Below are 23,977 nucleotides of genomic sequence, written 5' to 3' on the forward strand. Positions count from 1 at the left end.
GCCTTCCTCGATACCCTGCCCCGGTTAACGGTGGGGACCTGCCGCCCATCCTACTGTCCGCTTCTTTGGGAAGCGTTCTTGTTCAGACGGGGCACTCCGAAGCCCACTTCCGCGCGCGCCGCCACCGGCTTGCACCACCCGCCGGCTCTCTGTAAGGCTGCATTCGCGCGTACTCTTCTTCATCATCGTGAAAATGGATTTGGAATATTGTAGCTCATTTTTCCGCGGAAAGAAAGAGGTATTTGCAGCTATTCCGCCGCCGCGACCCTCCAGGAACACTGCCATAAAATTTTGCTGGCAACCCGCCGAAAATAAATTACACTAGGACTAATCGCCCATGGGCCTGTCTACCGGGGCATATCTTACAATCGCGAATGATTGTCGTAGAAACGCACATACTTCCCCATTTTTATTGTTGGTATATTGAAAGAAAGCCGGAGGTGTTATGACTGATGAAGCGGGGGATCCGCAATCCGTTGGCGAGAATGAACGTCAGGCAGCAGATGATCCTGCTGTTTCTGGTTCTCGTCATTCCCGTGTTTATTCTGAACGGGTACGGTAACAACAGGGCGGGCCAGATTTTAAAACGCCATGTGACCAATGCTTATATAGAGCTGAACAAGCAAAATTTCAAACTGATCAGCCGCGATATTGAAACCGTTAACAAGGTGACGGCGACGGTGTTTCAGAATTCGGTGGTCCAGCAGCTGGACACGACGGGGAAGGACACGGTGCTGGAACGGGTGAAAATCTACGAGAGGCTGGAACGAATGCTGAGCTCGTACTCGCAGGAGACCGATGAGCGGGAGCCGCTGTACTATTCGCTGTACGTCTACGATCCCGGCAACCATTACTTTTTTGCCCCTTATTATCCGGAGTCCAAAAAATCTGGGGTCTATTTCTTTTCGAGCGAGGCCGAGAAGCCGGAATGGTTTGACGAGGCGGTAGCCCGCAAAGGGAACGGCTATTTGCGGCTTACCGATCATTTATCCCCGCCGGCCAAGGGCAAGTACGACCAGAAGACGCTTGGCTATGTCCGTGCGATCAATAACATTGATCAGGGCGGTACCATCGGCGTGCTGATGGTAACGAACGTCGACGCGCGGATCGGCGAATCGCTGAAGACCGTGTCGCTGCCGGAGGGCGAGCTGTATTTTACCGATTGGAATAATCATATCTTGACCTCCACCCAGCCGAATGCCGAGGGCGTGCTCAGCCTTCCTCCGGAAGTGGAGCCGGGGAACTCGCCCATGGGCGTCAAGGACGTCATTACCAAGGATTTTATCTATGTCGTGGATTATAACTACGTGCTCCAGCAGAAGCTGGTGTACAAAGTGCCGGTCAAAGCGCTTCTGCAGCAGCAGGACGAAATGAAGCATGTCATCCAGATCATCTCGGTCGCTTATTTTGCCGCCGGCCTGATCATCATTTTATATTTCTGGCGGTCCCTAATGACCCCGCTGCAGAAGCTGGTCACCTTCGTCCGGCGGTATGAGCCGGGGAATGCCGTACCTGAGACGCCGCAACGGAGGCGGAACGACGAGGTCAGCGTGCTGATCTCCACAATCTACGAAATGGCCCGGCGCCTGAACGATCTCATTCATTACAAATACGATATGGATTTAAAGCAAAAGGAAGCGCAGCTGTCGCTGTTGTACCAGCAAATCAACCCGCATTTGCTGTACAACACGCTGGAGAGCATCTATTGGAAGAGCAAGATGGAAGGCAACCACGTGTCGGCCGAGATGATCAAGGACCTTTCCAAGCTGATGAAAATCAGCCTGAGCCGGGGGAGGGAGCTGATTACGCTTGGGGAGGAGCTGGAGCATGCGACCGCCTATATCAAGCTGCAGCAGAACCGCTACGATTATGCGTTCCATGTGGGCATCGACGTCCCGGAATCGCTGTACTCGGTCAGCATTCCCAAAATTACGCTTCAGCCCTTGATCGAAAACGGAATCATTCATGGCATTAAAAATATGGGTGAGGATGGCGAGATCCGCATCGAAGCGGAGACGTCCGGAGGCATCCTGCGCATCCGCATTTCCGATAACGGCTACAAACCGGTGGACATCGAAGCCATCAACCGGACTTTAAGCAATGAAACAGACGATCCTGCGGCCGGTTATGGGGTCCGGAACATCCATCAACGGATTCAGCTTCACTATGGGAAGGAGTACGGCCTTGTCTACAGTGCCCGCCCGGGCGGAGGCACGCTGGTGACGATCACGCTTCCCGCCGAAACGACAGGCGGTTCATGACAAACAAGGTATAAACAAAGGTACATACAAGGGGGAGCATCCATGTTCAATATTTTGGTCGTCGACGACGAGCCGCTCATCTGCAAGGGATTGGCCGGGCTGTTGAGCGCATCGGGCCTCGACATCGGTCAAGTCTACACGGCGGGCAGCGGCCATGAGGCGCTTGATATCGTCCGGATGGAGGAGGTCGACCTGCTCATCACCGACATTCAGATGGGCGAGATGAACGGAATCGAGCTGATGCACCAGGCGAAAATCATCAAGCCGTGGGTGCAGACGATTATTATTTCAGCACATGAAACGTTCCAGTACGCGCAAAGCGCGATCCGGCTCGGTGCTAAGGACTATTTGCTCAAGCCGCTGAACAGCGAGCAGTTTCTGGACACCGTCGGCAGCGTGCTGCTCAAAATAGATAAACGAATGCCGCAGGTGAGCGAGCTTTTGACCGTGACCCATGAAGATTTTCGGATGGAGGAGCCCCAGCCCCGCAAGAACGAGCTTCTGAACCGGCTGCTGTCGGAAGAAGCGGGCCACGAATCCGGGGAAGCGGAGACCAACGGTGAATATCGGTCGCTTGGGCTGAAAGGGCCGTATTTTGCCGTCATCAAAATGAGGCTAGACCTTTCTTCCGGCAGTGCGTCCTATACCGAGAAAGATCGGAGACTGCTCCAATACGCCTCGCTGAATATCGTGAAGGAGCTGCTTGATCAGGAATGGGATGCGGTCCTATTCTACTCACCGGATCATGACATCCATGCGATTATCCAGTGGAGCGAAGCGACGAATGCCGAAACGGGTGAGAACAAGCTCAGCCAGCTCGAAATGGCCGGCCGCAGCATGTATCATCATATCCACAAATATTTGAGGCTGGAATGCACGGTCGCTATCAGCCAGATCCTGAAGGGTATTCCTTTTCTTTCCACGCTTGGCCGCCAAGCCGATAAGGCGATGCTGTGGAGCCGGCACTACCCGGACTACCATGTGTTTTATTATGGAGATTTCAATTGGCATAATTACGCCGAAGACCCGTCCGCGGAAGAGCTGTCGACGCAGAGCAACCGGATCGTGGAGAGCACGAAGCGCTATATCGAAGAGAACTACAGCCAGAAGGGGCTGACCATTCATGAGGTGGCGAAGAAGAATCATGTCAGTCCGAACTATTTGAGCTACCTGTTTAAGAAAATTACCGGGCATAACCTGTGGGAGTACGTCATCAAGCTGCGGATGGAGGAGAGCCGCCACCTGCTTCAGAACACGGACCTGCGCCGCTATGAAATCGCCGAGCGGGTGGGATACGAATCGCCGGAGCATTTCAGCAAAATATTCAAAAAGTATTTCGGCATGAGCCCGAGCGAGATGAAGAAGTAAGAACAGCCATCATTTCCATAGAACTAGACATGTGCGCGGGCAGCCCGTTTTTCTACAATGATCCTTAAGAGACATTAGAGGAAAGAGGGAGACAGATGGGGGAACCCGCTACAGCCATGTTGAAGCCGGAAGCGAAGAGCGAGCCGGCGGGCAGACGAACGAGCAGGTGGAAAAAGCATCTTTGGGGATACCTGTTCATCCTGCCGGCCATTGTCATTTTCATTTTGTTTTTGTGGGTGCCGATTATCAAAGGAGCGGTGTACAGCTTCTTTACGATTGATTTCGTCAAAGGCAACACCTTTGTCGGTTTCGATAATTACGCCAGGGTGCTGCACGACCCCGATGTGTGGACAGCCGTTAAAAATACGCTGTATTACATGTTTTTAACGGTCATCATCGGCTTCTGGGTGCCGATTGTGGCGTCGATTGCGATTTCGGAGCTGCGGTTTTTTCAGGGCTTTGCCCGGATTGCCGCTTACCTGCCGTTTGTCGTGCCGGGCGTGGTGCTGTACGGCATGTGGCGGTGGATGTATGACCCGGTCGGTCCGATCAATGGGCTGCTCAGCAGCTTCGGTGTGGAACCAGTGTCCTTTATCTCCGACGGGCGCTGGTCCATGATCTCGATCGTGTTCATGGAGACGTGGCAGCAGTTCGGATCCGCGATGCTGATCTATTTGGCCGGCGTGCTCAGCATTCCGAGAGACTGGTATGAAGCCGCCGAGATCGACGGGGCCGGCGTATGGAACCGGATCCGGTATATTACGATCCCTTCTATTCGGAATCTGATTGTGCTGATGTTTATCCTGCAAATCATCGGGACGTCCCAAGCCTACCAATCCCAGCTCGCCCTGCTGGACGGGGGACCGAACAACACGACGCTGACGTATGCGCTGCTTATCGTGAAGTACGCGTTCAACCAGCTGGATTACGGCTCGGCGACGGCGCTGGGCATGCTGATGTTTATCGTTCTCAGCCTGCTCGGACTGCTTCAATTCAAGATGAACAAGGAGGATTACTAGATGAGCCAGCATGACAGAGGGATCCTTTCTTCTTCCGATTTGAGGAAGCCGCTGAACAAAGTGGTGTACGGCATCATGGTGCTTGGCATCGCGGTGATGGTCGTCACGATGCTGTACCCGATTCTGATGACGATGTTTAACGGTCTGAAGACGAACCAGGAAGTGAACTCGTTCCCGCCGCATTTCTTTCCGCAAACGTGGAATTGGGACAATTTCTCGGAAGGCTGGGACTATATCAACCTGCCGATGTTTTTGAAGAACACCATCTTGATCTTCGTCGGCAATCTGCTGATGACCGTGCTGGTGCTGGGCCTGGCCTCGTTCAGCATCTCGAAGCTGAATGTGCCGTTCCGCAGGGGAATTTACTTTTTCATCCTGATGACCTTGTTTATCCCGGCGTCGAGCTATATCATTCCGAACTTCGTTAATTTGAAGGAGCTGGGCCTGCTCAATACGTACTGGGCGTTCTGGCTGCCGGCCGGAGCGAGCGCCTACTATTTTCTGCTGATGAAAAATTTCTTCGACGGTATTCATCCGGAGATCTTCGAAGCGGCCCGCATCGACGGAGCGTCCGAGCTCACAAGCTACGTCCGGATTGCCGTTCCTTTGTCCGTGCCGATCTTCGCCACACTGGCCATCTTTATCTTTTCCACGGCATGGAACGACTGGTTCTGGCCGTCGCTCGTGATGCACAGTGAGGAGAAGTATACGCTGGCCACGGCGATTTACAAATACGTCATCAACGCACGGAGCATGGACAACAACATCAAATTCACGATTTTGTTCATGGTCATGATCCCGCCGATCTTCGTATTCCTCGTGTTCCAGAGGTTCATTATGCGGAGCGTCAGCCTGTCGGCGGTCAAAGGATGACCGGCCAACATCGTAGGCATGCACATGAAGGGCATACGATTACACATCGATTGATGAACCATCCTCTCTTATGATGAGAGGGTAAACCATACCATTTGACGAAAAGGGGAGTTTCAATGCGTAAGTTTTCCATGGTGCTGATGTGCCTCCTGCTGTCGGCCTCGGTGCTTGCGGCGTGCGGCGGCGGCAGCAAAACGGCCGGCGGCGACAATCAGGGCGGCGGATCCGAGGGATCCGGGGGAACGACGGCGACGACGGATGCGGGGAAATCGGAGGACGATATTACCCAGAAGAAAATCACGATCAAGATCCATTATCCGCTCCCGGACCAAAAAGATCTGCGGGCGCAGGAAGACGACAAGATCAAACGGTTCACCGAGAAGTATCCGAACGTGACGATCGTGAAGGACGATTGGCAGTACAGCGTCAACGAAATCGGCATTAAAATGGCTTCAAACGAAGCTCCGACGTTCTACAACACGTTTGCGACCGAAGCGCAGATGCTGGTGGAACGCGGCTGGGTCGCAGACATTTCGGACCTGTACAACAAGTGGGAATACAAGGACGAAATGAATCCGCTGCTGCAAAACCAGTTTATGGTGGACGGCAAAGTCTACGGCGTTACTCAGAACGGGTATATCACGTCGACGATGATCAACAAAGCGCTGCTTGACGCTAAGCAGGTACCGGTGCCGCCGCTGGATTGGACGTGGGACGACATGTATAACACGGCCAAAGGCGCGGCTGACGTGAAGAAGGGTATTTCCGGGATTGCACCGATGGGGAAAGGCAATGAATCCGGATGGAACTGGACGAACTTCCTGTTCGAAGCGGGCGGGGAAATCCAGAAGGTGGAGAACGGGAAGTATACGGCGGCGTTCAATTCGGATGCCGGTGTGAAAGCGCTCGATTTCTATAAAAAGCTGAGATGGGAAGCGAACGCCATTCCGAAGGATTGGGCTCTCGGCTGGAGCGATGCCCTGAACGCGTTCCAGCAGGGACGTACGGCGATGGTCATTGCCGGCGCGTATGACGTCATTGACGCCGCGCTCAACCAAGGCGGGCTGAAGCCGGAGAGCGTGCTGGCTTATCCGATGCCGGCGGCCGAGAAAGGCGGCAAGCATTACGGAATTCTCGGCGGCAACTATCTCGTCATTAATCCGAACGCCACCAAGGATGAGCAGGAAATGGCGTTCCGCTATATCACTTTCGACTACTTTACGGATAAAGGGCTGGAAGCGCTCGAAGGCAACATTCAGGAGCGTAAAGCCAACAATAAATATTTCGTACCGGCACCGCTGAACTACTTCAAGGACGATTCGGAATACGGCAAAAAAGTGGCCGCGATATACGACAAATACGACAACGTGTACAAATACGATCCGAACCTGTTCGGACTGCTGGACGGCAAGCCTGAAGCCCAGTACGGCACCCAGGATTACTATGGCGCGATGTCCAACGTCGTACAGGAGCTGTTCTCGAAGAAGGACACGGACTCCAAGAAGCAGTTGGACGATGCGGCCAAACTGGTGCAAACCAAATTTTTCGATGAGATCAAACCCCAGCAGTAATGAATCAGGGAGCCGGAATCCCGGTTAGGCTTGGCCCAAAGCAATAATTATTAAATGCAGAAAGACCCTGCCCGCGGCATGTACAGCCGCAGGCAGGGTCTTTCGTTGTGATCGGGGTTGATTGCAGTAGTTCCCGTACTCCCCGTACTCCCCAGATGCTCCTTACTTGCTGATTTCCTTGAAGGAAGCTTCCGCGGCTTCCAGCGTCACGTCGATGTCGGCTTCCGTATGGGCTGTGGTCAGGAACCAGGCCTCGTATTTGGACGGCGCGAGATTGATGTTGCGGCTGAGCATGGCGCGGAAGAAAGCGGCGAAGGCTTCGCCGTCCGTATCCTGCGCTTCGTCGTAGTTGGTCACCGGATGGTCGCAGAAATGCGTGGACAGCGAACCGCGAATGCGGTTGATCGTCAGCGGCACGCCGTACCGGTCGGCCGATGCCTGCAGACCGTCCGCGAGCTTCGCGGCGAGGCGGTCCATCTCTTCATAGACGCCTGCGCCTTGAAGCACTTCAAGGCAGGCGATGCCCGCCGAGATGGAGGCCGGGTTGCCCGCCATCGTGCCGGCCTGGTAGGCCGGGCCGAGCGGCGCAACCTGCTCCATCACTTCCTTGGAGCCGCCGTAGGCTCCGATCGGCAGCCCGCCGCCGATGATTTTGCCGAGGGCGGTCAGATCCGGCCGGATCGCGTCATGATTCTGCAGACCCGCGAAGGTCTGCGTGCTGCCGTAGTGGAAGCGGAAGGCCGTGATCACCTCGTCATAGATGACGAGGGAGCCGTTGTCATGGGCCATGCGGCAGAGGCCCTCCAGGAAGCCCTCTTTCGGCATGACCATGCCGAAGTTGCCGACGATCGGCTCGACCATGACGGCCGCTACGTCGTCGCCCCATTTGGTCAACGCGGCCTGCAGGGCGCCCAGATCATTAAAAGGCACGGTAATGACTTCGTGCGCAATGCTGGTCGGGATGCCGGCGCTGTCCGGAATCCCCAGCGTGGAAGGGCCAGAGCCGGCCGCTACGAGGACGAGGTCCGAATGGCCGTGATAGCATCCGGCGAACTTGATGACCTTGTTGCGCTTTGTATAGGCACGCGCGACGCGGATCGTCGTCATGACGGCCTCGGTGCCGGAGTTGACGAAGCGGACTTTGTCCATCGACGGGATCGCTTCCTTCAGCATCCGGGCGAGCTGGATTTCGAGCTGCGTCGGCGCTCCGTACAAGGTGCCGTTCTGCGCGGCACGCGTAATGGCTTCCGTGATATGCGGGTGGGCGTGGCCGGTTATGATCGGGCCGTAAGCGGCGAGATAGTCGATATAACGGTTGTCGTCTTCATCCCAGAAGTAGGCTCCGTTGGCCCGTTTCATAAAGACGGGCGCCCCGCCGCCAACCGCCTTAAAAGAGCGGGAGGGGCTGTTGACGCCACCGACGATGTGCTGCAATGCTTCCTGGTATAATTGCTCGGAACGTGTTCGATTCATGACGGATAACTTCCTTTCTCAAATAAAAAACAGGCGGGCAGCCTAGTTGCTGCTGCCCGTACTGCCGTTCTCTCCGGTTTCCCCGGAGCTTGTTGAATTGGTATTGGTTGGGGTGCCAGTTTTGCCTTCGCTGGATACCGGCACCGTCTCCGGCTTGTTCATAATATCCTGAATATACTGCTTCAGCTTGTTTTCGCTGGAAACGGTCAGAACGGCAGCGCCGCCGATCGTTTCTTCTTTGAGCAGCTTCATCGGCGGAATTTGCTCGCTGCCGGCCATTTGGCTCTGGTATCCGACCGTAGCCAGCTTCCACATGTCATTGACGGACAGGTTGGTATCTATATATGGACTGACCTGCTCCAAAATGTTCGGGAGCTTCATAATGGACGTTGTGGACTGCATCTTCTGGGCGACCGCCTTCAGGAAGTCCCGCTGCCGCTCCGTCCGCGTGAAGTCTGAAGTGGCGTCATGGCGGAACCGGACGTACTGCAGAGCCGTTGTGCCGTCGAGATGCTGCTCGCCCTTTTTCAGGTCGATATCGTATTCATGGTTGTCAGCGTTACTCGGATAGTACATATCCTTTTCCACGTAAAAATCTACGCCGCCGACGGCATCCACCAGCTTGATAAATCCCTGAAAGTCCGTATAGACATAATATTGGATAGGTATGCCAAGCAGATCGCCGACCGCCTTCATTGCCGTATTCGGGCCATGGGTAATCGCCGTATTGATGCGTTCTCGGCCGTGTTCGGGAATGTCAGTGTACGTGTCGCGGAGGATCGAGAAAAGATTGATGCGCTTCTTAACCGGATCTAGGGAAGCGACCATCATGCTGTCAGACCTGGGAACTTCACCTTCCTTGGTACCGCGGGCGTCCACGCCCATCAGCAGGATATTAACCGGTTCGGTGCCTTCCCATTTCGGGGGATCGGGAACTTTGACTTCGACGGGAGTTACAGATTTAAAAGGAGAGTTTTCAGCGGACTTTTGCAGCCCCTGCAGGCCATTATAAATCGATGCGAAATAATAGACCGCATAACCGATGATCGCTAATACGATGATGGCTATAATCCATAATATCGTTTTTTTCCTTGGAGTCATTCCTTTTCTTCCTTTCGCTATCCTGTTGAAGGAGAGTGCTTGTCTTCGACATGTTCAGACATTTGTAGAGTAAGGATTCATTTATTATAATTTTTTTTGACAATACAATCAATTTTACATTCTGGAAAGCATTTCACCAAGATAAAATGAACTAAAGCTTAACCTTCTCCTTGAATCCGTCTAGGCGAAGTGATTTCCCTTGCTTTAGTTCAATTTATATAGATGCGGTGCTTGGCCTCTGAAAGGAGTATGTTTGTACATATGACAGAAATTGCGGTTGGTGACAAAGTTCCCGATTTTACCCTTCCGGCCTCGACCGGGGAGGATATAACCCTTAGCAGCTTTCGGGGACGCAAGGTGGTGCTGTATTTCTACCCGAAGGACAATACGCCCGCGTGCACACAGGAGGCCTGCGATTTTCGCGACGCCCTTCCTCAAATTGAAACGAAAGGCGCGGTCGTTCTCGGCATCAGCCCGGACGAGCTCAAAGCCCACGGCAAATTTGCCGAGAAATATAACCTGCCGTTTCCTTTGCTGTCCGACAAGGACCACCGTGTGAGCGAGTTGTACGGCGTATGGCAGCTGAAGAAAATGTACGGGCGCGAATTCTGGGGCGTCGTTCGTTCGACTTTCCTGATCGATGAAGAGGGAAGGCTCATCAAGGAATGGCGGAAGCTCCGCGTAGCGGGCCATGCCGACGACGTCGTGTCAGTTCTTTAATTTTATGTAACTCGCCGCACAAATATTAAAATGAAAGCCAAGATCATAAGGATCGAAGCAAACCGTAAAAATAAGCTGGGCGCCCGGACTTTTTGTTCGGGGGTCCAGTTTTTTTGTTTTTGGTCTATTCCCCCTTTGTGCACCTATTCCCACTGAAAACGCTTTCGGTAAATTTGAGCATGATTTATGAAAATGAGTTGCAAAAATATATGTAAATTTGTTCTTATGTTTTTATTGACACGTAAACATGTTGGTTTTAAAATAATTCGTATGCGAAATATTAAGAGATGGAAATAGAAACAGGGTGAAGAATGATTTTGGGTCCTCAAGAAGAAATTCTCGAACTGTTGTACTCTTTTCGCCAGGTCAATCTCACGTTTTACCAAATCTTCTGGAAGCATGCCGATGCTCTTGAGACCACCTGGATTCAATATCTTGTCCTGCATACGCTCCGCGAGCATCCGGATATCGGGCTCACCGAGCTGGCAGATTTAATTCTTATGGGGAACAGCGCCACCAGCGGGGTTGTGAACCGGCTCGTCAAGGCGGGGCTCGTTGAACGCAGACGGCTCGAGACGGACCGGCGGTCGATCGCGCTGCGGATCACTGAGAAGGGAGATGAACTCAGAAAGCAGACCGAACAAGTCAGCATGGGTTGTCTGCTGCCTCTTTTACAGATCAAGCAGGAGGACAGAAACCATTTACTAGCGACACACCAGCAAATTATTCAGATTTTCAACCAAAAGGGAGAGAGAGAAAGAAATTATGAATAGCAGTCAAGCTCAGTCAATGGAGCATATCCGGAAAGGGCCGATCATTGCCGCACTGCTCATCGGTGCGTTTGTGGCATTTTTGAATCAGACCTTGATGAATATCGCCCTGCCCAAAATTATGGACGATTTGGGCATTCAGCCGACGACAGGACAATGGCTTACTACCGGCTTCATGCTGGTTAACGGCGTATTGATTCCGGTATCGGCATTTTTGATCGCGAGATTTACGACCCGTCAGCTGTTTATTTCGGCGATGACGATGTTTTCGCTGGGAACGCTGATATGCGCGATATCACCCAACTTTGGTGTACTAATGGCCGGACGTGTCATTCAGGCGGCAGGCGCAGGCATTCTGATGCCGCTGATGACCGTCGTGTTCCTGAACATTTTCCCGATCGAAAAACGGGGCTCCGCAATGGGTATGATGGGGATCGCCATGATCCTGGCTCCGGCCATCGGACCGACTTTGTCGGGGTACATCGTTGAACATCACTCCTGGCGGGTTCTGTTCTACATTATCCTGCCGGTGGCGATCATCGCTACATTAATCGGCGTATTTTTCTTAAAAAACGTAACGAGCGTTACCAAACCGAAATTCGACTTCCTGTCGGTGGTCCTGTCGACCATCGGCTTCGGCGGACTGCTCTATGGCTTCAGTGATGCGGGTACCGACGGATGGGGAAGCGCGACCGTTATTGCCACGCTGATTGTCGGCGCGGTGGGTCTGATCCTCTTCGTATGGCGCCAGCTCGTATCCAAGATTCCGATGCTGGAGTTCCGGATTTTCAAATACAACATGTTTACGCTGACGACGATCATTAACGTCATCATCACGATGGCGATGTACGCGGGCATGATCCTGATGCCGATCTTCCTGCAAAATATCCGCGGCTTCACGCCGCTCGAATCGGGTCTGATGATGCTGCCCGGCGCAATTCTGATGGGGATCATGTCGCCAATCACCGGCGCGGTATTTGATAAAATCGGCGCAAGATGGCTGGCCGTCGTCGGTTTGATCATCACGGTGATCATGACTTATGAATTCAGCCGTTTGACGGTTGAAACATCGTACACTCATCTGATCGTCATTTACACGATTCGTATGTTCGGTATGTCGATGCTGATGATGCCGATTCAGACCGCAGGTCTTAATCAGCTGCCGCGGACGATGAACGCCCACGGTACGGCGATGTCCAACACGCTGCGTACGATTTCGGGTTCGATCGGTACGGCGATCCTGGTTACGGTCATGACCAATAAAACAAAGAGTCATGTCCAGGACGTCCTTGCCGGGGGTACGGTCAATCCGGCCGACAAAGCCGCTATGGCGAAGCTGACCGCCGACTCAATGGTTCACGGCATTAACTATGCCTTCATCGTGGCCACTTGGCTGAGTGTCGCCGCGCTTGCGCTCGCTTTCTTCATCAAGAGAACGAAGCCGCAAACCGAGCTCAAGAACGAGCTTCAGGGACAGAACGTCGGCACCGTCAGCGCGAAGGGTTAATGAACTAATATTTTTAGGATGTAAAAGAAAAGACGCGCACTGCATTTGATGCAGTGTGCGTCTTTTTGTCTTGGGGGGGCACGATGGGGAAGCGGCCCATTTGCATGTCAGCTGACATGCAGCTTGGACAAGAGCGACCGCACATTTTTCCGGTAACGGTACAGCAGCAGTAAGGCCAAAGCGAGAATGACGGAACCGACGATCCAGAAGGAGTACTTTTCCACCAGGTGAAAAGCGAACTTCCACTGCGGCCCGAATAATTTGCCGATGCTGATAAACAGGATGACCCAGAGCAGCGCCCCGCTGTAGGCGAACAACGCGAACTTGCGGAAGGGCAAGGCGATCATGCCGGCGAAGTAGCCGGTAAAATGGCGGACGCCGGGAATAAAATAACCGAGAAAGATCAGGCTCTGCCCGTATTTGTTAAACCAACGGCTGGCCCGCTCCAGTTTATGCTCGGAGAGCAGGAGCCATTTGCCGTAGCGCTGCAGAAAAGGAAGGCCGGCCTTGAGGCCGATAAAGTACGTAATGGTCATCCCCAAGGTCGTTCCGGCAAATGCGATGATCAGCAGCCACCCGTAATGAAGCATGCCGTCATACGACAGAAAGCCCGCATAGGCCATCGTCGTCTCTCCGGGGAAGGGAAGGGCGATAAACTCCAACGCTAATCCGAGAAACAGCACAAGGTAGCCGTACTGCTCGAACATCAAATGTATCCATTTCAACAATTCCAACAGGTTTTCACTCCAATTCAGGTCGGGGCCCCCGAAGATCATAACCGGATACCAACCAGATTCCATCCGGAAGCCGAAGGACTGCCAAGCACATGAAAGATTCGGCTTTCCTTAAGTCTATTTCCACTTCTCTCACCATATAATCTACCAGAAAGCAGAACTCATAGAAATAGTGGAGGTAGAAGGTACATGGTGAAGAAGACATTCAGCGTTGTTCTTAGATCGATCGGGGTCGTTGTGGCAGTCATGGCCATCATCATCTGCTTAAGCGTCCGGGAGGGGCGGAACCTCATGCAGCCTTTGCCGCCCTTGGTGCAGAATGCGGTCAAGACGGATCCGGGCATTGAAACTGCAAAGGAAAAGAGTTCTGCTGTGATGGGTCGGCAAACCGAACCGGTCCATGTTAACCAAACGGGATTGCTTGCTTCCAATACGACGAAGAAACCCGCTCGGGTCAGCCCCAAAACGGTGTATTTGACCTTTGACGACGGCCCGAGCGATTTAACGGGCGAGGTGCTGGATATTTTGAAGAAAAACAAGATCGGCGCAACCTTCTTTGTTCTTGGCGAGCAGGTGAAAAAGTATCCGCAGCTGATCTCGCGCATTTACGAAGAAGGCCATGCCATCGGCAATCATACATATGACCATAATTATACCGAACTCTATCAATCATTTCCCGCGTTCTGGGACCAGATCAAGGAGACCGAAGAGGAGATCTGCCTGATCACGGGGGAGAGGCCGCAGCTGATCAGGGCGCCTGGAGGGACGGCGGGCCATTTTGACGATACGTACTTTAAGCTGCTGCAGCAGGCCGGGTATGTCGTGACGGATTGGAACGTGGACAGCGGCGATTCCAAGCGGCGCGACGTCCCTGCCTCGGAGATCGTGAAGGGCGGCACCACGGACGTTCCGGGAGGCAAGGTGGTTCTTCTGATGCATGACGGTCCCGGCCATTCGGAAAGCGTAAAGGCACTTCCGCAAATGATTAGCTGGTACAAGGCACACGGGTATCAGTTCGGCGTGCTGTCACCGAAAGACCCGCCAGTTCAATTCAAAGTGAATGCCAAAGCCCGCGGACTGAAACGAAGCGCCCCGAGTGCCGCCTGGATTCAGTCCCATATTCCGCAGAACGCTGCATTGTTCGAGCCTGGAAAGCCGCTTCGCCTGGAAGTCGGCGGAATCGAGACCACGCTGGATTCCGGCGAGTACAGCATCGTAGACGGGCATTATGTAGTGCCTTTGCGCGCGCTGACCGAACGGGTCGGAGGCAGCATGGCATGGAATTCGGCAGAGGGAGCCTGGGTAGCGTCCCTGTCGGCGGATGCCGCGGTTTCGCTGCAGATCCATGCGGACACGGGCATGCTGGAGGCTGTAGAGGACAATCAGGTCATCTCGGAGACGGCGATGCAGGTGCTGACGATCGATGATTCGCTGTGGGTGCCTCTGCGCAGCTTGTTCGAAGCTTCCGGGTATGCCGGAATCACGGCATCGGTGAATGACGAGGAGCGTCGGGTCACGGTGTATTAAAGGGCTGAATGCCGCCGGCGTGATTCTACGACTCTTGCAGAGGGTCCTGTCTATGATTCTTCTATGATTTTTTCTCAAGAAGCCTTTGCAGGTCAGGACGCTGGAACCCTGATTTTTAAAAAAATGAGCCGGTGCGGCAGGTCTACTTCCTTTTCTTCATGGAGAGAATATTGATAGATTCCCCATTCTTGACGGGAACAAGCCATGATTTGAAACGGAGGTTGTTACTTTGTCGACTCCATCGGTGTTTCATGATGATGTTGCCCCGGAATTATTGAACCGCGTCTTATCGCGCGTCGGAACCGTTATCGTCGGTAAGGAAAAGGAAATACGCCTTGCTCTAATATCCATGCTCAGCGGCGGCCACATTCTGCTGGAGGATGTTCCAGGGGTAGGCAAAACGATGCTGGTCCGGGCCATTGCCGCTTGCCTTGGCTGCACATTCGGCCGGATCCAGTTCACATACGATCTGATGCCCGGCGACGTGACGGGCACTTCGGTGTATTTACCGCACAGCGGCAGCTTCGAGTTCCGGCCCGGGCCGGTTCTCAACCATATCGTGCTGGCGGACGAAATCAACCGGGCTTCGCCCCGGACCCAATCCGCCCTGCTGGAGGCGATGGAAGAACGGAAGGTGACCGTGGACGGCACCACCTATCCGCTTCCGCGTCCGTTCCTGCTGCTGGCGACGCAGAATCCGCTGCATTTTGAAGGGACTTATCGCCTGCCTGAGGCGCAGATGGACCGGTTCATGATGCGGCTGAGCCTGGGATATCCGGAGCCGGCCCAGGAAGTGGAGCTGCTGACGCGAATGCAGCTGGAGCATCCGCTCGATGCTGTGAAGCCGGTCATGCTGGCCGAAGAAATGGCGAAAATGCAGCGCGCCGTCCGGGGCGTTTTCGTTGACGAATCCATCAAGCTGGCCCTGGTCCAGGTGGCTGACGCTTCGCGCCGCCATCCGAACGTTCAGCTTGGCATCAGCCCGCGGGGGACGCTGGCCTGGATGAATGCCTCCCAGGCCTCGGCCTATATGGCGGGACGTTCTTACGTCATTCCGGACGATATCAAAGATACCGCCGTGCCGGTCCTCGCCCACCGGCTGATGCTGAACCATGCCGCGCTTCTTGCGGGGGCCAGCGGTGAGGAACTGGTTCGGGAGCTGCTGCAGCAGTTGGTTCTGCCCGTTCACTCCCGCAAAGGAGGCCGCTTATGATGCGGCGTGTCCTCGAATGGGGGATCGGGCTGGCCGTGCTGTGCGGCCTGACGGCCATGTACCGCCTGCACGGAGGCGAGGCCCTTTGGTTCATGATGTTTCTGACCTGCCTGGTGCTGGCCGGCGGCATGCTGGTTCAGCTGCTGGGCCCCCGGCAAATCCGTGTGGAACGCAGTTTGCCCAAGAGCCTGATTCCGTCGGGGGAGGCCGTGCCCGTGACCATGCGGATTTATTTTCACTCCCCGCTGCCCCTCCCCTGGTTGGCAGTGGAGGATCACTACACCGGCGGAAGCTTCCGGCGCGTCCTCTTTCCCGGATTTCGGCGCTCATTAACGTATCGTTATGAGCTTCCCGCTCTTCCGAGGGGGCATTATGGATTTGAAGCCTGTGCGCTGGAATGGGGCGGCTTGTTCGGCTGGTTTCAGGGAAGGAAGGTCGTTAAGGGAGAAGGCCGGTTTATCGTGCTGCCGGAGCCGCTGCCCGTCGGACAGGAATGCAGGCCGGCGGCTTCACTGTCTTATAGCGAAGAGGCGAGTCCCCGGTATCCCCGGTTTGCGGACGGGATGAAGGGGATGGAGGTGCGGGAATACGTTCCGGGAGATCCGCCGAACCGGATTCATTGGAAGCACCTGGCCCGGTGGGGCAGCCTGCATACGAGCCTGCCGGAGGAGGCGCAGGCGTCCTCTTACGCGGTCATGATCGACCGCTCCTTCAGCGGCTATATGCCGGACGGCGCCCGGGCGGGCGAGGTCAGCGGAGAGGCCGCGCAGCAGGGGTTCGAGACCGCTATATCGACGGCGGCAGGGCTGCTCGTTGCAGCCGGGCGGGCCGGCGAGAAAGCGGTGCTGCTCGGCTCCGGATTCCGTACCGGCGTGCCGGGAGAAGCGGGAGGGCTCGGCCTTGCGTCACCGCAGGAGACTGAGCCGGAGGTCACCGGTATGCTCGCAGCCCTGTCGGGACTGACATTGTCTGGAGGCATACCGCTGCCCGCGCAGCTTCAGGAAGCAGCCGGGAATTTGACGGGGAAGAGAACCGCCGTCGTCACCGGCTACCTGACCGACGAGCTGCTTCGCACCGTTTCCGGGATCATCTCCTCCGGCGGATACGTGGATATTTATTGCGCGGGTGCGGCAGAAGGGAACGACAGCATCGATTCGGCATCGTACGCCGCGGCGGTTCACGATCCCGGTCTGTTCCGCCGGGCGGCGCTGCTCTCGCGACTGGGGGCCGGTGTATTCATCGTGCATGACGGACGCGTATCCCGCATCGGTCACGTGGAGACAACCTTCCCCGGAGAGGGGGCGGTATAAATGGAGACGCGTACCGATCCTCTTCTGTACAGACTCATGATTTCGCTGCCCTTCATGGGTCTGTTCGCCGAATGGCTCATTCCGCTCCGGCCGCTTACGGGTTCCTCGGATGACGGATTTATGACGACCCTCTTGTGGCTAACGGCGCTCCTGCTGCTGTGGGGGATTCTGTTGGCGAGGTGGACGCTCACCTTCCCTGTGTATGTCGTACTGGTCGGCGCCGCTTGGTATAACATATCCGGAGAGGGTCAGCCGCTTGCCTGGTTGATTTCCTGGATTTCGCAATGCCGCGATGATATTCTGCTCGTGCTGTCCACCGGGCGCTTTGCCGAGACCAGCTCGGAGATCCGCACGCTGATTCTTATCGCCGGTTGGTCCTTATTGGTCTATTCCGTGCAATCGCTGGCCCTGTCGCGGCGCAGCATTTTTTTGTTCGCGGCAGCCACCCTGCTCTACTTGATATGCCTCGAAACGCTGCTCGGCATTCCCATTTACGCCGATATGATCCGTACCTGCGGCTTGCTGCTGCTCCTTCAGGGGATGCTGCACCTGTCCGGACTGCGCGAGAGCGATTCATCGGGGAGGTTTGACGGCAAGGTGTACGGCACCTGGATTGTTTCCCTCAGCCTGCTGTCCATCCTCATCCTTGGCGGGAGCTGGGGGCTGGGATATGCGGCCGAGGCCAAGCCTCCGGGACGGATATCCTTGGAGCAGGCGGCCGGCAAGCTGGAGTCCTGGGTCAGGGACAACTACGGCGACGCATCGGCCGCAGCGGTGACGGGCTACAACCTGAGCGGGGACGATCAGGACATGGGAATGCCCCTGAGCCAAGGGGGGCGGCTCTACTTCGAAGCGGAGAGTCCCGTTCCCACTTACTGGCGCGGAGAAACGCTCAGCATCTATGACGGGCGCAAATGGACCGGCCAGGAGGCCGATTCCCGCACCCTCTTTATTCCGGGCGCAGTCCGGCCTGAGGGAGAGGATTCGGAAGGTGAAGAGCCGGCGGCTCCCATGACCGAGTACCGGACCGTCACGCAGCAAATCATGTTTACCCGGCCCATGACGGAGAGTTTCCCCCTCTTTGCCGGAGGCCCAATCGCTGAGGTGCTCGACCTGGAGTCGAGCCGGAAGTCGGTGTCCCTGACCGTAATCGCCGACAAAGACGCAGGAACGGTCAAGGTGCCGCTGGCTTCGGGCGTGCCGGAGGTGAACGGCTACCGGATCAGGGCGGACATCCCCGCAGTGGACCCTCAGCTGCTGCGGGAAGAGGCAGGCGCTGATCCGGCGCAAGTGAAGGATGAGTACCTTCAACTGCCGGACAAGCTGCCCGAACGCGTGAAGCAGCTGGCGGACCGGATTACGTCGGCATCGCTCACGCGCTATGACGCGGTCGTCGCGGTGGAGGACTATTTGAAAACCTATTACGCCTACACGATGGATACCCGCGTCCCGCCACAAGGCGAGGACTTCGTGGACGACTTCCTGTTTACGATCCGGAAAGGGTACTGCAACCACTTTTCGACCGCCATGGCGGTGCTGCTGCGAAGCGAAGGGATTCCAACGAGATATGTCAGGGGATTTGCCCCGGGAAAAGAGGACAGCGGGCATCCGGGCCGCTATCAAATCAGCGAAGGCGACGCTCACGCCTGGGTCGAGGTGTACTTCCCCGGTTCCGGCTGGATTCCGTTTGACCCGACGCCCGGATTTGCGCTGCCTTCCGACAGCGGAACGGTCCAGGCGCAGGACGTCCAGTCGGGCGGTACCTGGGACTTGGCCCGCGTCGCCCTGCAAGTCAAGAGCATCACGCTGGGCATTACGGCTTTTCTCGCTACACATGTCTGGACTATGGTTGGCGCGTTTGTCACCGCTCTGCTGCTGGCCGCCGCCATACGTTACGCATGGATGTATCGCGGCCTCATTTGGCTGTGGTGCCTGGTGTATTTATCACGGCGCGTCTTTCCCGGTAAGGAGCAGCTGCTAAGGGCGGCGCTTCCGGCCTGGAGCAGCATTATGCGTCGCTACGGTGCAGCTCCGCCGGGGGCCACCGTACGGGAATACGTGCAGTCCCTTCAAATCGATGACGAAATGATGCGCAAGGAAATGTACGATTTTGCCGCGGAGTGGGAAAAGATAGCTTATGGTCAGGTTCCCGTAAGTCGCAGTCAAGGGAGCGCTTTCCTGCGCCGGTGCCTTTTGATCGCCGGCAGGCTGGCATAACTTAGGTGCTGCGGCTTCCTTGACGGTATGAATTATCGTTGCGTATAATTGATTTCATTAATTGAGGGAGGCACGGTAATGAATAAGCCAAATGAAATCATCGTTGTCCTCGATTTCGGGGGACAATATAATCAATTAATCGCAAGACGCATCCGCGATCTGGGAGTCTATAGCGAGCTCTTGCCTTTTAACACGCCGATCGAGAAGATCCGGAAGCTGAACCCGAAAGGTATCGTGTTCTCCGGCGGACCGCTCAGCGTGTATGCGGAAGACGCGCCCCATGTGGACCCGGCTGTTTACGATTTGGGGCTGCCGATCTTCGGCATTTGCTACGGCATGCAGATGATGGCCCAGCAGCTCGGAGGCAAAGTGGAACGCGCGCACAAACGCGAGTACGGAAAAGCGGAGCTTGAGTTCAAACCGGACACGACGCTTACCCAAGGATTGGACAACCGTCAGGTCGTTTGGATGAGCCACGGGGATCATGTCGTTGAGCTTCCGTCCGGCTTCCAGCTCGACGCGGGTACCGAGTCGGCTCCGATCGCCGCGATGAGCCATGGCGAGAAGAAGCTGTACGCCGTGCAGTTCCATCCGGAAGTACGCCACTCCGTGAACGGCAACGAAATGATCCGCAACTTCCTCTATGAGGTTTGCGGTTGCGAGGGCAACTGGACGATGGAATCCTTTATCGAGGATCAGGTTCGTGAAATCCGCGAAACCGTCGGCGACCAGAAAGTGCTGTGTGCGCTGAGCGGCGGCGTTGATTCTTCCGTTGTTGCGATGCTGATCCACAAGGCGATCGGCGATCAGCTGACCTGTATGTTTATCGACCATGGCCTGCTGCGCAAGGGCGAAGCCGAGAGCGTGATGGAAACCTTTGTAGGCAAATTCGACATGAAGGTTGTCAAAATTGACGCCCGGGAGCGTTTCTTGTCCAAGCTGACCGGCGTGGATGATCCCGAGCAAAAACGGAAAATCATCGGCAACGAATTCATTTACGTGTTTGAGGAAGAGTCTGCGCGTTTTGACGACTTTGCCTTCCTGGCGCAAGGAACGCTGTACACGGATATCGTCGAGAGCGGAACGGCAACGGCTCAGACGATCAAGTCGCACCATAATGTGGGCGGCCTTCCGGAGGACATGAAATTTAAACTGATCGAGCCGCTCAAAACGTTGTTTAAGGACGAAGTCCGCAAAGTCGGCGAGGAATGCGGTCTGCCTGCGGAAATCGTATGGCGCCAGCCTTTCCCGGGTCCAGGTCTTGCGATCCGCGTGCTGGGCGAAGTGACGGAAGAGAAGCTGACGATCGTTCGGGATTCCGATTACATTTTGCGCGAGGAAATCGACAAAGCTGGGCTTAACCGGGAAATTTGGCAGTACTTCACGGCTCTGCCGAACATGAAGAGCGTTGGCGTCATGGGTGACGCGCGTACGTATTCGTATACCGTCGGCATCCGCGCGGTAACCTCGATCGACGGGATGACCGCCGACTGGGCCCGTATTCCGTGGGACGTACTGGAGAAAATTTCGGTGCGTATTGTCAACGAGGTGGAGAACGTTAACCGCGTCGTGTACGATATCACCTCCAAACCGCCGGCCACGATCGAGTGGGAGTAAGGTTTGTGTAGTATTCAATCAAGTGTTCAAATATCCGTATCTGCTTAGGCAGGTGCGGATCTTTTTTTTGTTATCCAGATTAGGAAACACCCAACGATCCATAATCAGGATGGCTGCAGACGGTCAAAAAGCACATAATTTCCGGGCCAATTCCAAAAGCTAAGCCGAGTTGAAGAAAAAGTTCTGCGCAAGCGAACATCGTTCCATTGGAGAAATATGCAAAATCCCGAACATTGATTCATGTCTTTCTCTTAAATATTCGCTTTTTCTGTTGACAAGTGCAGCTTGTCTCCATAGAATGAATGATGTGAGAAACGACATATGTTCTTTCGTATAATCCCGGGAATTGGCCCGGGAGTTTCTACGAGATCACCGTAATGATCTGGCTACGAATTAGAAGAGATGATGTCACACCCGTAACACAGCTTGTCTTGACCATGGTAAGTCCAAGCTGATCCGGGCGGGATATTTCTTTCTTTCATTCATAATGTCCGGTGGTCGCTTGCGGTCTACCGGGCTTTTTTGTCGTTCTGACTCAAATTTCTAAGGGGGATTATTTGAAAATGGAACGGTTCTTTAAATTAAAGGAACGCGGCACAAATGTAAAAACAGAAATGATCGCCGGTCTCACGACGTTTATGGCGATGGCGTACATCCTGTTCGTCAACAATCTGTTTCTCGGGCCGAACGGTGCGGGTATCCCTCATGAAGGCGTATTTTTCGCCACCGCAGTTGGCGCGGGCCTTGTTACTATCCTGATGGGATTGTTTGTCAATATCCCGATTGCCTTGGCGCCTGGTATGGGTTTGAACGCTTATTTTATGACCGTCGTGCTTGGATCCAACGGTCAAATTACCTGGCAGGCTGCCTTGGGCGCCGTATTTATTTCGGGTATTATTTTTATCATTCTGACGGTAACGCGCGTCCGGCAAATGCTGATGGTCGCCGTTCCGAAAAACATCAAAACCGCCATTACGGTGGGGATCGGCCTGTTCGTCGCCATCATCGGCTTCAAGCTCGCCAACCTGATCTCCATTACCGTGAACGCCGGAACCGATATCAGTAAACCGATCGGCGGCGGAAGCTTCAACCTGGCACTAAGCGATTTCTTTACGCATAAAGATGCGCTGCTTGCTTTGATCGGACTTTTGATTATTGCCATTCTGATGGTGCTGAAAGTAAGAGGGGCGCTCTTGATCGGTATTATCGTCACCACGCTGATCGGCATTCCTATGGGTGTGACGGACCTTAGCGGCTTGTCCCATGCCAACTGGCTGCCTTCATTCTCCAACCTGGCTGTCGGGGATCTCGATTTGAAGGGCGCGCTGCACATCGGATTGTTCGATATCGTCTTTATTTTCACGTTTGTAGAGCTGTTTGACACTTTCGGAACGCTCGTGGGTACGACCACCCGGATGGGCATCATGAAGGATAAAGAGAAAGGCGAGAAAATCGTCGGTAAAGCGATGCTCGTCGATGCGGTCGGCGTCAGCGCTGGTGCCGTTCTCGGTACGAGTACGATCACTTCTTTCGTGGAAAGTACGGCAGGCGTTGAGGAAGGCGGACGCACAGGCTTGACGGCCATTACGACAGGAGTACTGTTCCTGCTGTCCCTGTTCATTGCTCCGCTCGCGCTGGTGGTTCCTTCGGCGGCTACCGCACCGGCGCTGATCATCGTCGGGGTGCTGATGATGAGCCAGGTTCGCCACATCGAGTGGGACGACTTCTTTGAAGCTTTCCCGGCATTCCTGACCATCGTCCTGATGCCGTTCTCCGGCGGGATCGCCAACGGGATTTCGGCAGGGATCCTGTCCTATGTGATCCTTGCGGTTTTCGCCAACATCTTCGGTAAGCGTAAAGAGAAAGTCCACTGGCTGATGTGGGTCCTGGCCATCATCGTGGTGTGCCGGTTTGCATTCCTCGGTGCCGAGTAAGCTGAGGAATTCATGAGTTGAATGGTTTGCCCTTGTCTGCTATGGAGCGGACGAGGGCTTTTTTATTTTTGGCAAAATTGAAAAGTATCTATATATAGCGTCATATAGCGTCACGGAAATGTGGATATTTTATTATGTAGAAAACCTGATTACGAACATGATAAACAGTTGGCTGCTATGCAAATGGGAAAGCGCAAACCGGATAAAGAAGGGTGTTATTTATAAGGAACTGGGAGAATTGGCTTTGACTCTGCTGACAAAAGGAAGTGGACATAAGGTACATGGGCGAGCAGCACTTTTAAACCTAGAGCTTAAAAAGGCAGAATCCGTAGGTAGAATCATATTTGCTATAAAAAGGGTACAAAAAGAGGAAGAAATGGACTTTAAATTTTTTGTCGAAAAAGCTTGCAATCGTATTGTTAACATGGTATATTCTAATTCCGGCCAAGAAAACATCGCTTAAAGCTTTGGACAGCAAGCCTGAAAAAAAGATTTTAAAAAAAAGCTTGCAAAACTGGGTTGGACTTGATATAATATAAGAGTTGCTGCTGAAACACGAGGTGGTAACGAAAACGAAGTTTGATCTTTGAAAACTGAACAACGAGTGAGTATACATGCGATGGTCTTCGGACCGGAGCGACAAGAGATTAAATCAATCTCGTCAGTTTCAAAATGAGCTACAAACTTTCGTTGGAAAGCTACTCCCTTCGGGTGAGCAGATTCTTCCAACTTTATTGGAGAGTTTGATCCTGGCTCAGGACG

General features: G+C 54.4%; 19 protein-coding genes, 1 riboswitch and 1 other annotated feature (1 of these 21 only partly in view). Of the genes, 15 read left to right on the forward strand and 4 right to left on the reverse strand.

All coding sequences use genetic code 11. The features are described from left to right. Positions 1 to 195 (reverse strand) — a binding site (T-box leader) (it extends 110 nt beyond the left edge of the window). A 257-nt stretch (positions 196 to 452) separates the two neighbouring features. The 5 genes from CJP46_RS34135 to CJP46_RS34155 all read left to right on the forward strand — a co-directional run bounded on the left by CJP46_RS34135 (position 453) and on the right by CJP46_RS34155 (position 7,092). After that, complete coding sequence (locus tag CJP46_RS34135; protein WP_094600069.1) at positions 453 to 2,261, forward strand: sensor histidine kinase; 1,809 nt, start codon at positions 453 to 455, stop codon at positions 2,259 to 2,261. Between the two features lie 42 nt (positions 2,262 to 2,303). After that, positions 2,304 to 3,629, forward strand: a complete 1,326-nt coding sequence (locus CJP46_RS34140; protein WP_094600070.1) for a response regulator — start codon at positions 2,304 to 2,306, stop codon at positions 3,627 to 3,629. Between the two features lie 116 nt (positions 3,630 to 3,745). After that, positions 3,746 to 4,648, forward strand: a complete 903-nt coding sequence (locus tag CJP46_RS34145) for a carbohydrate ABC transporter permease (protein WP_240913475.1) — start codon at positions 3,746 to 3,748, stop codon at positions 4,646 to 4,648. After that, positions 4,649 to 5,521, forward strand: a complete 873-nt coding sequence (locus tag CJP46_RS34150) for a carbohydrate ABC transporter permease (RefSeq protein WP_094600071.1) — start codon at positions 4,649 to 4,651, stop codon at positions 5,519 to 5,521. It begins immediately after the preceding gene. A gap of 116 nt (positions 5,522 to 5,637) precedes the next feature. Beyond that, entirely contained in the window at positions 5,638 to 7,092 is a 1,455-nt protein-coding gene (locus CJP46_RS34155) for an ABC transporter substrate-binding protein (RefSeq protein ID WP_094600072.1), read from the forward strand. A 162-nt stretch (positions 7,093 to 7,254) separates the two neighbouring features. On the opposite strand, the gene CJP46_RS34160 is transcribed toward CJP46_RS34155, so the two are convergent. Both CJP46_RS34160 and CJP46_RS34165 read right to left on the reverse strand, forming a co-directional pair. Further along, a complete protein-coding gene (locus CJP46_RS34160) occupies positions 7,255 to 8,565 on the reverse strand; it encodes a glutamate-1-semialdehyde 2,1-aminomutase (RefSeq protein WP_094600073.1) in 1,311 nt (436 codons plus the stop codon). 42 nt (positions 8,566 to 8,607) lie between these two features. Further along, positions 8,608 to 9,666: an LCP family protein gene (locus tag CJP46_RS34165; RefSeq protein ID WP_094600074.1), complete on the reverse strand. Its 1,059-nt coding sequence runs from the start codon at positions 9,664 to 9,666 to the stop codon at positions 8,608 to 8,610. A gap of 261 nt (positions 9,667 to 9,927) precedes the next feature. On the opposite strand from CJP46_RS34165, the gene bcp reads away from it, so the two are divergent. The 3 genes from bcp to CJP46_RS34180 all read left to right on the forward strand — a co-directional run bounded on the left by bcp (position 9,928) and on the right by CJP46_RS34180 (position 12,663). Continuing rightward, the gene (bcp, locus tag CJP46_RS34170) at positions 9,928 to 10,386 is read left to right on the forward strand and encodes a thioredoxin-dependent thiol peroxidase (RefSeq protein WP_094600075.1); all 459 of its coding nucleotides are present in this window, start codon (positions 9,928 to 9,930) and stop codon (positions 10,384 to 10,386) included. 317 nt (positions 10,387 to 10,703) lie between these two features. Next, positions 10,704 to 11,159, forward strand: coding sequence for a MarR family winged helix-turn-helix transcriptional regulator (locus CJP46_RS34175; protein ID WP_179281444.1), 456 nt, complete (start codon positions 10,704 to 10,706; stop codon positions 11,157 to 11,159). Continuing rightward, positions 11,152 to 12,663, forward strand: coding sequence for a DHA2 family efflux MFS transporter permease subunit (locus CJP46_RS34180; RefSeq protein WP_094600077.1), 1,512 nt, complete (start codon positions 11,152 to 11,154; stop codon positions 12,661 to 12,663). Before CJP46_RS34175 ends, CJP46_RS34180 begins: the two co-directional genes overlap by 8 nt. A 107-nt stretch (positions 12,664 to 12,770) precedes the next feature. Here CJP46_RS34180 and CJP46_RS34185 read toward each other — a convergent pair whose 3' ends face one another. Beyond that, complete coding sequence (locus CJP46_RS34185) at positions 12,771 to 13,397, reverse strand: DedA family protein (RefSeq protein WP_094600078.1); 627 nt, start codon at positions 13,395 to 13,397, stop codon at positions 12,771 to 12,773. 189 nt (positions 13,398 to 13,586) lie between these two features. Between CJP46_RS34185 and CJP46_RS34190 the strand changes: the two genes are divergently transcribed. The 7 genes from CJP46_RS34190 to CJP46_RS34220 all read left to right on the forward strand — a co-directional run bounded on the left by CJP46_RS34190 (position 13,587) and on the right by CJP46_RS34220 (position 23,678). After that, the gene (locus tag CJP46_RS34190) at positions 13,587 to 14,924 is read left to right on the forward strand and encodes a polysaccharide deacetylase family protein (RefSeq protein ID WP_256992659.1); all 1,338 of its coding nucleotides are present in this window, start codon (positions 13,587 to 13,589) and stop codon (positions 14,922 to 14,924) included. A gap of 229 nt (positions 14,925 to 15,153) precedes the next feature. Further along, the gene (locus tag CJP46_RS34195) at positions 15,154 to 16,137 is read left to right on the forward strand and encodes an AAA family ATPase (RefSeq protein WP_256992660.1); all 984 of its coding nucleotides are present in this window, start codon (positions 15,154 to 15,156) and stop codon (positions 16,135 to 16,137) included. Continuing rightward, positions 16,134 to 17,447 (forward strand): DUF58 domain-containing protein, encoded by a 1,314-nt coding sequence (locus CJP46_RS34200; protein WP_094600079.1) that lies wholly within the window; start codon positions 16,134 to 16,136, stop codon positions 17,445 to 17,447. The genes CJP46_RS34195 and CJP46_RS34200 overlap by 4 nt, the downstream gene beginning before the upstream one ends. Beyond that, positions 17,448 to 19,664, forward strand: coding sequence for a transglutaminase-like domain-containing protein (locus CJP46_RS34205; protein ID WP_094600080.1), 2,217 nt, complete (start codon positions 17,448 to 17,450; stop codon positions 19,662 to 19,664). A gap of 78 nt (positions 19,665 to 19,742) precedes the next feature. Next, positions 19,743 to 21,281 carry a glutamine-hydrolyzing GMP synthase gene (guaA, locus tag CJP46_RS34210; RefSeq protein WP_094600081.1) on the forward strand — a complete coding sequence of 513 codons (1,539 nt, stop codon included), beginning with the start codon at positions 19,743 to 19,745 and terminating at the stop codon, positions 21,279 to 21,281. 309 nt (positions 21,282 to 21,590) lie between these two features. Continuing rightward, positions 21,591 to 21,690: riboswitch (purine riboswitch) on the forward strand. Positions 21,691 to 21,844: 154 nt separating this feature from the next. Further along, the gene (locus CJP46_RS34215; protein ID WP_094600082.1) at positions 21,845 to 23,215 is read left to right on the forward strand and encodes an NCS2 family permease; all 1,371 of its coding nucleotides are present in this window, start codon (positions 21,845 to 21,847) and stop codon (positions 23,213 to 23,215) included. Positions 23,216 to 23,459: 244 nt separating this feature from the next. Then, on the forward strand, positions 23,460 to 23,678 hold the full coding sequence (locus tag CJP46_RS34220) for a hypothetical protein (protein WP_179281445.1): 219 nt from the start codon (positions 23,460 to 23,462) through the stop codon (positions 23,676 to 23,678). Here CJP46_RS34220 and CJP46_RS36910 read toward each other — a convergent pair. Then, the coding region (locus tag CJP46_RS36910) for a hypothetical protein (RefSeq protein ID WP_218831074.1) at positions 23,675 to 23,977 on the reverse strand (303 nt) is incomplete at its 5' end. The genes CJP46_RS34220 and CJP46_RS36910 overlap by 4 nt on opposite strands.

The sequence above is a fragment of the Paenibacillus sp. XY044 genome (genome assembly GCF_002257645.1).
GTDB lineage: Bacteria > Bacillota > Bacilli > Paenibacillales > Paenibacillaceae > Paenibacillus_AQ.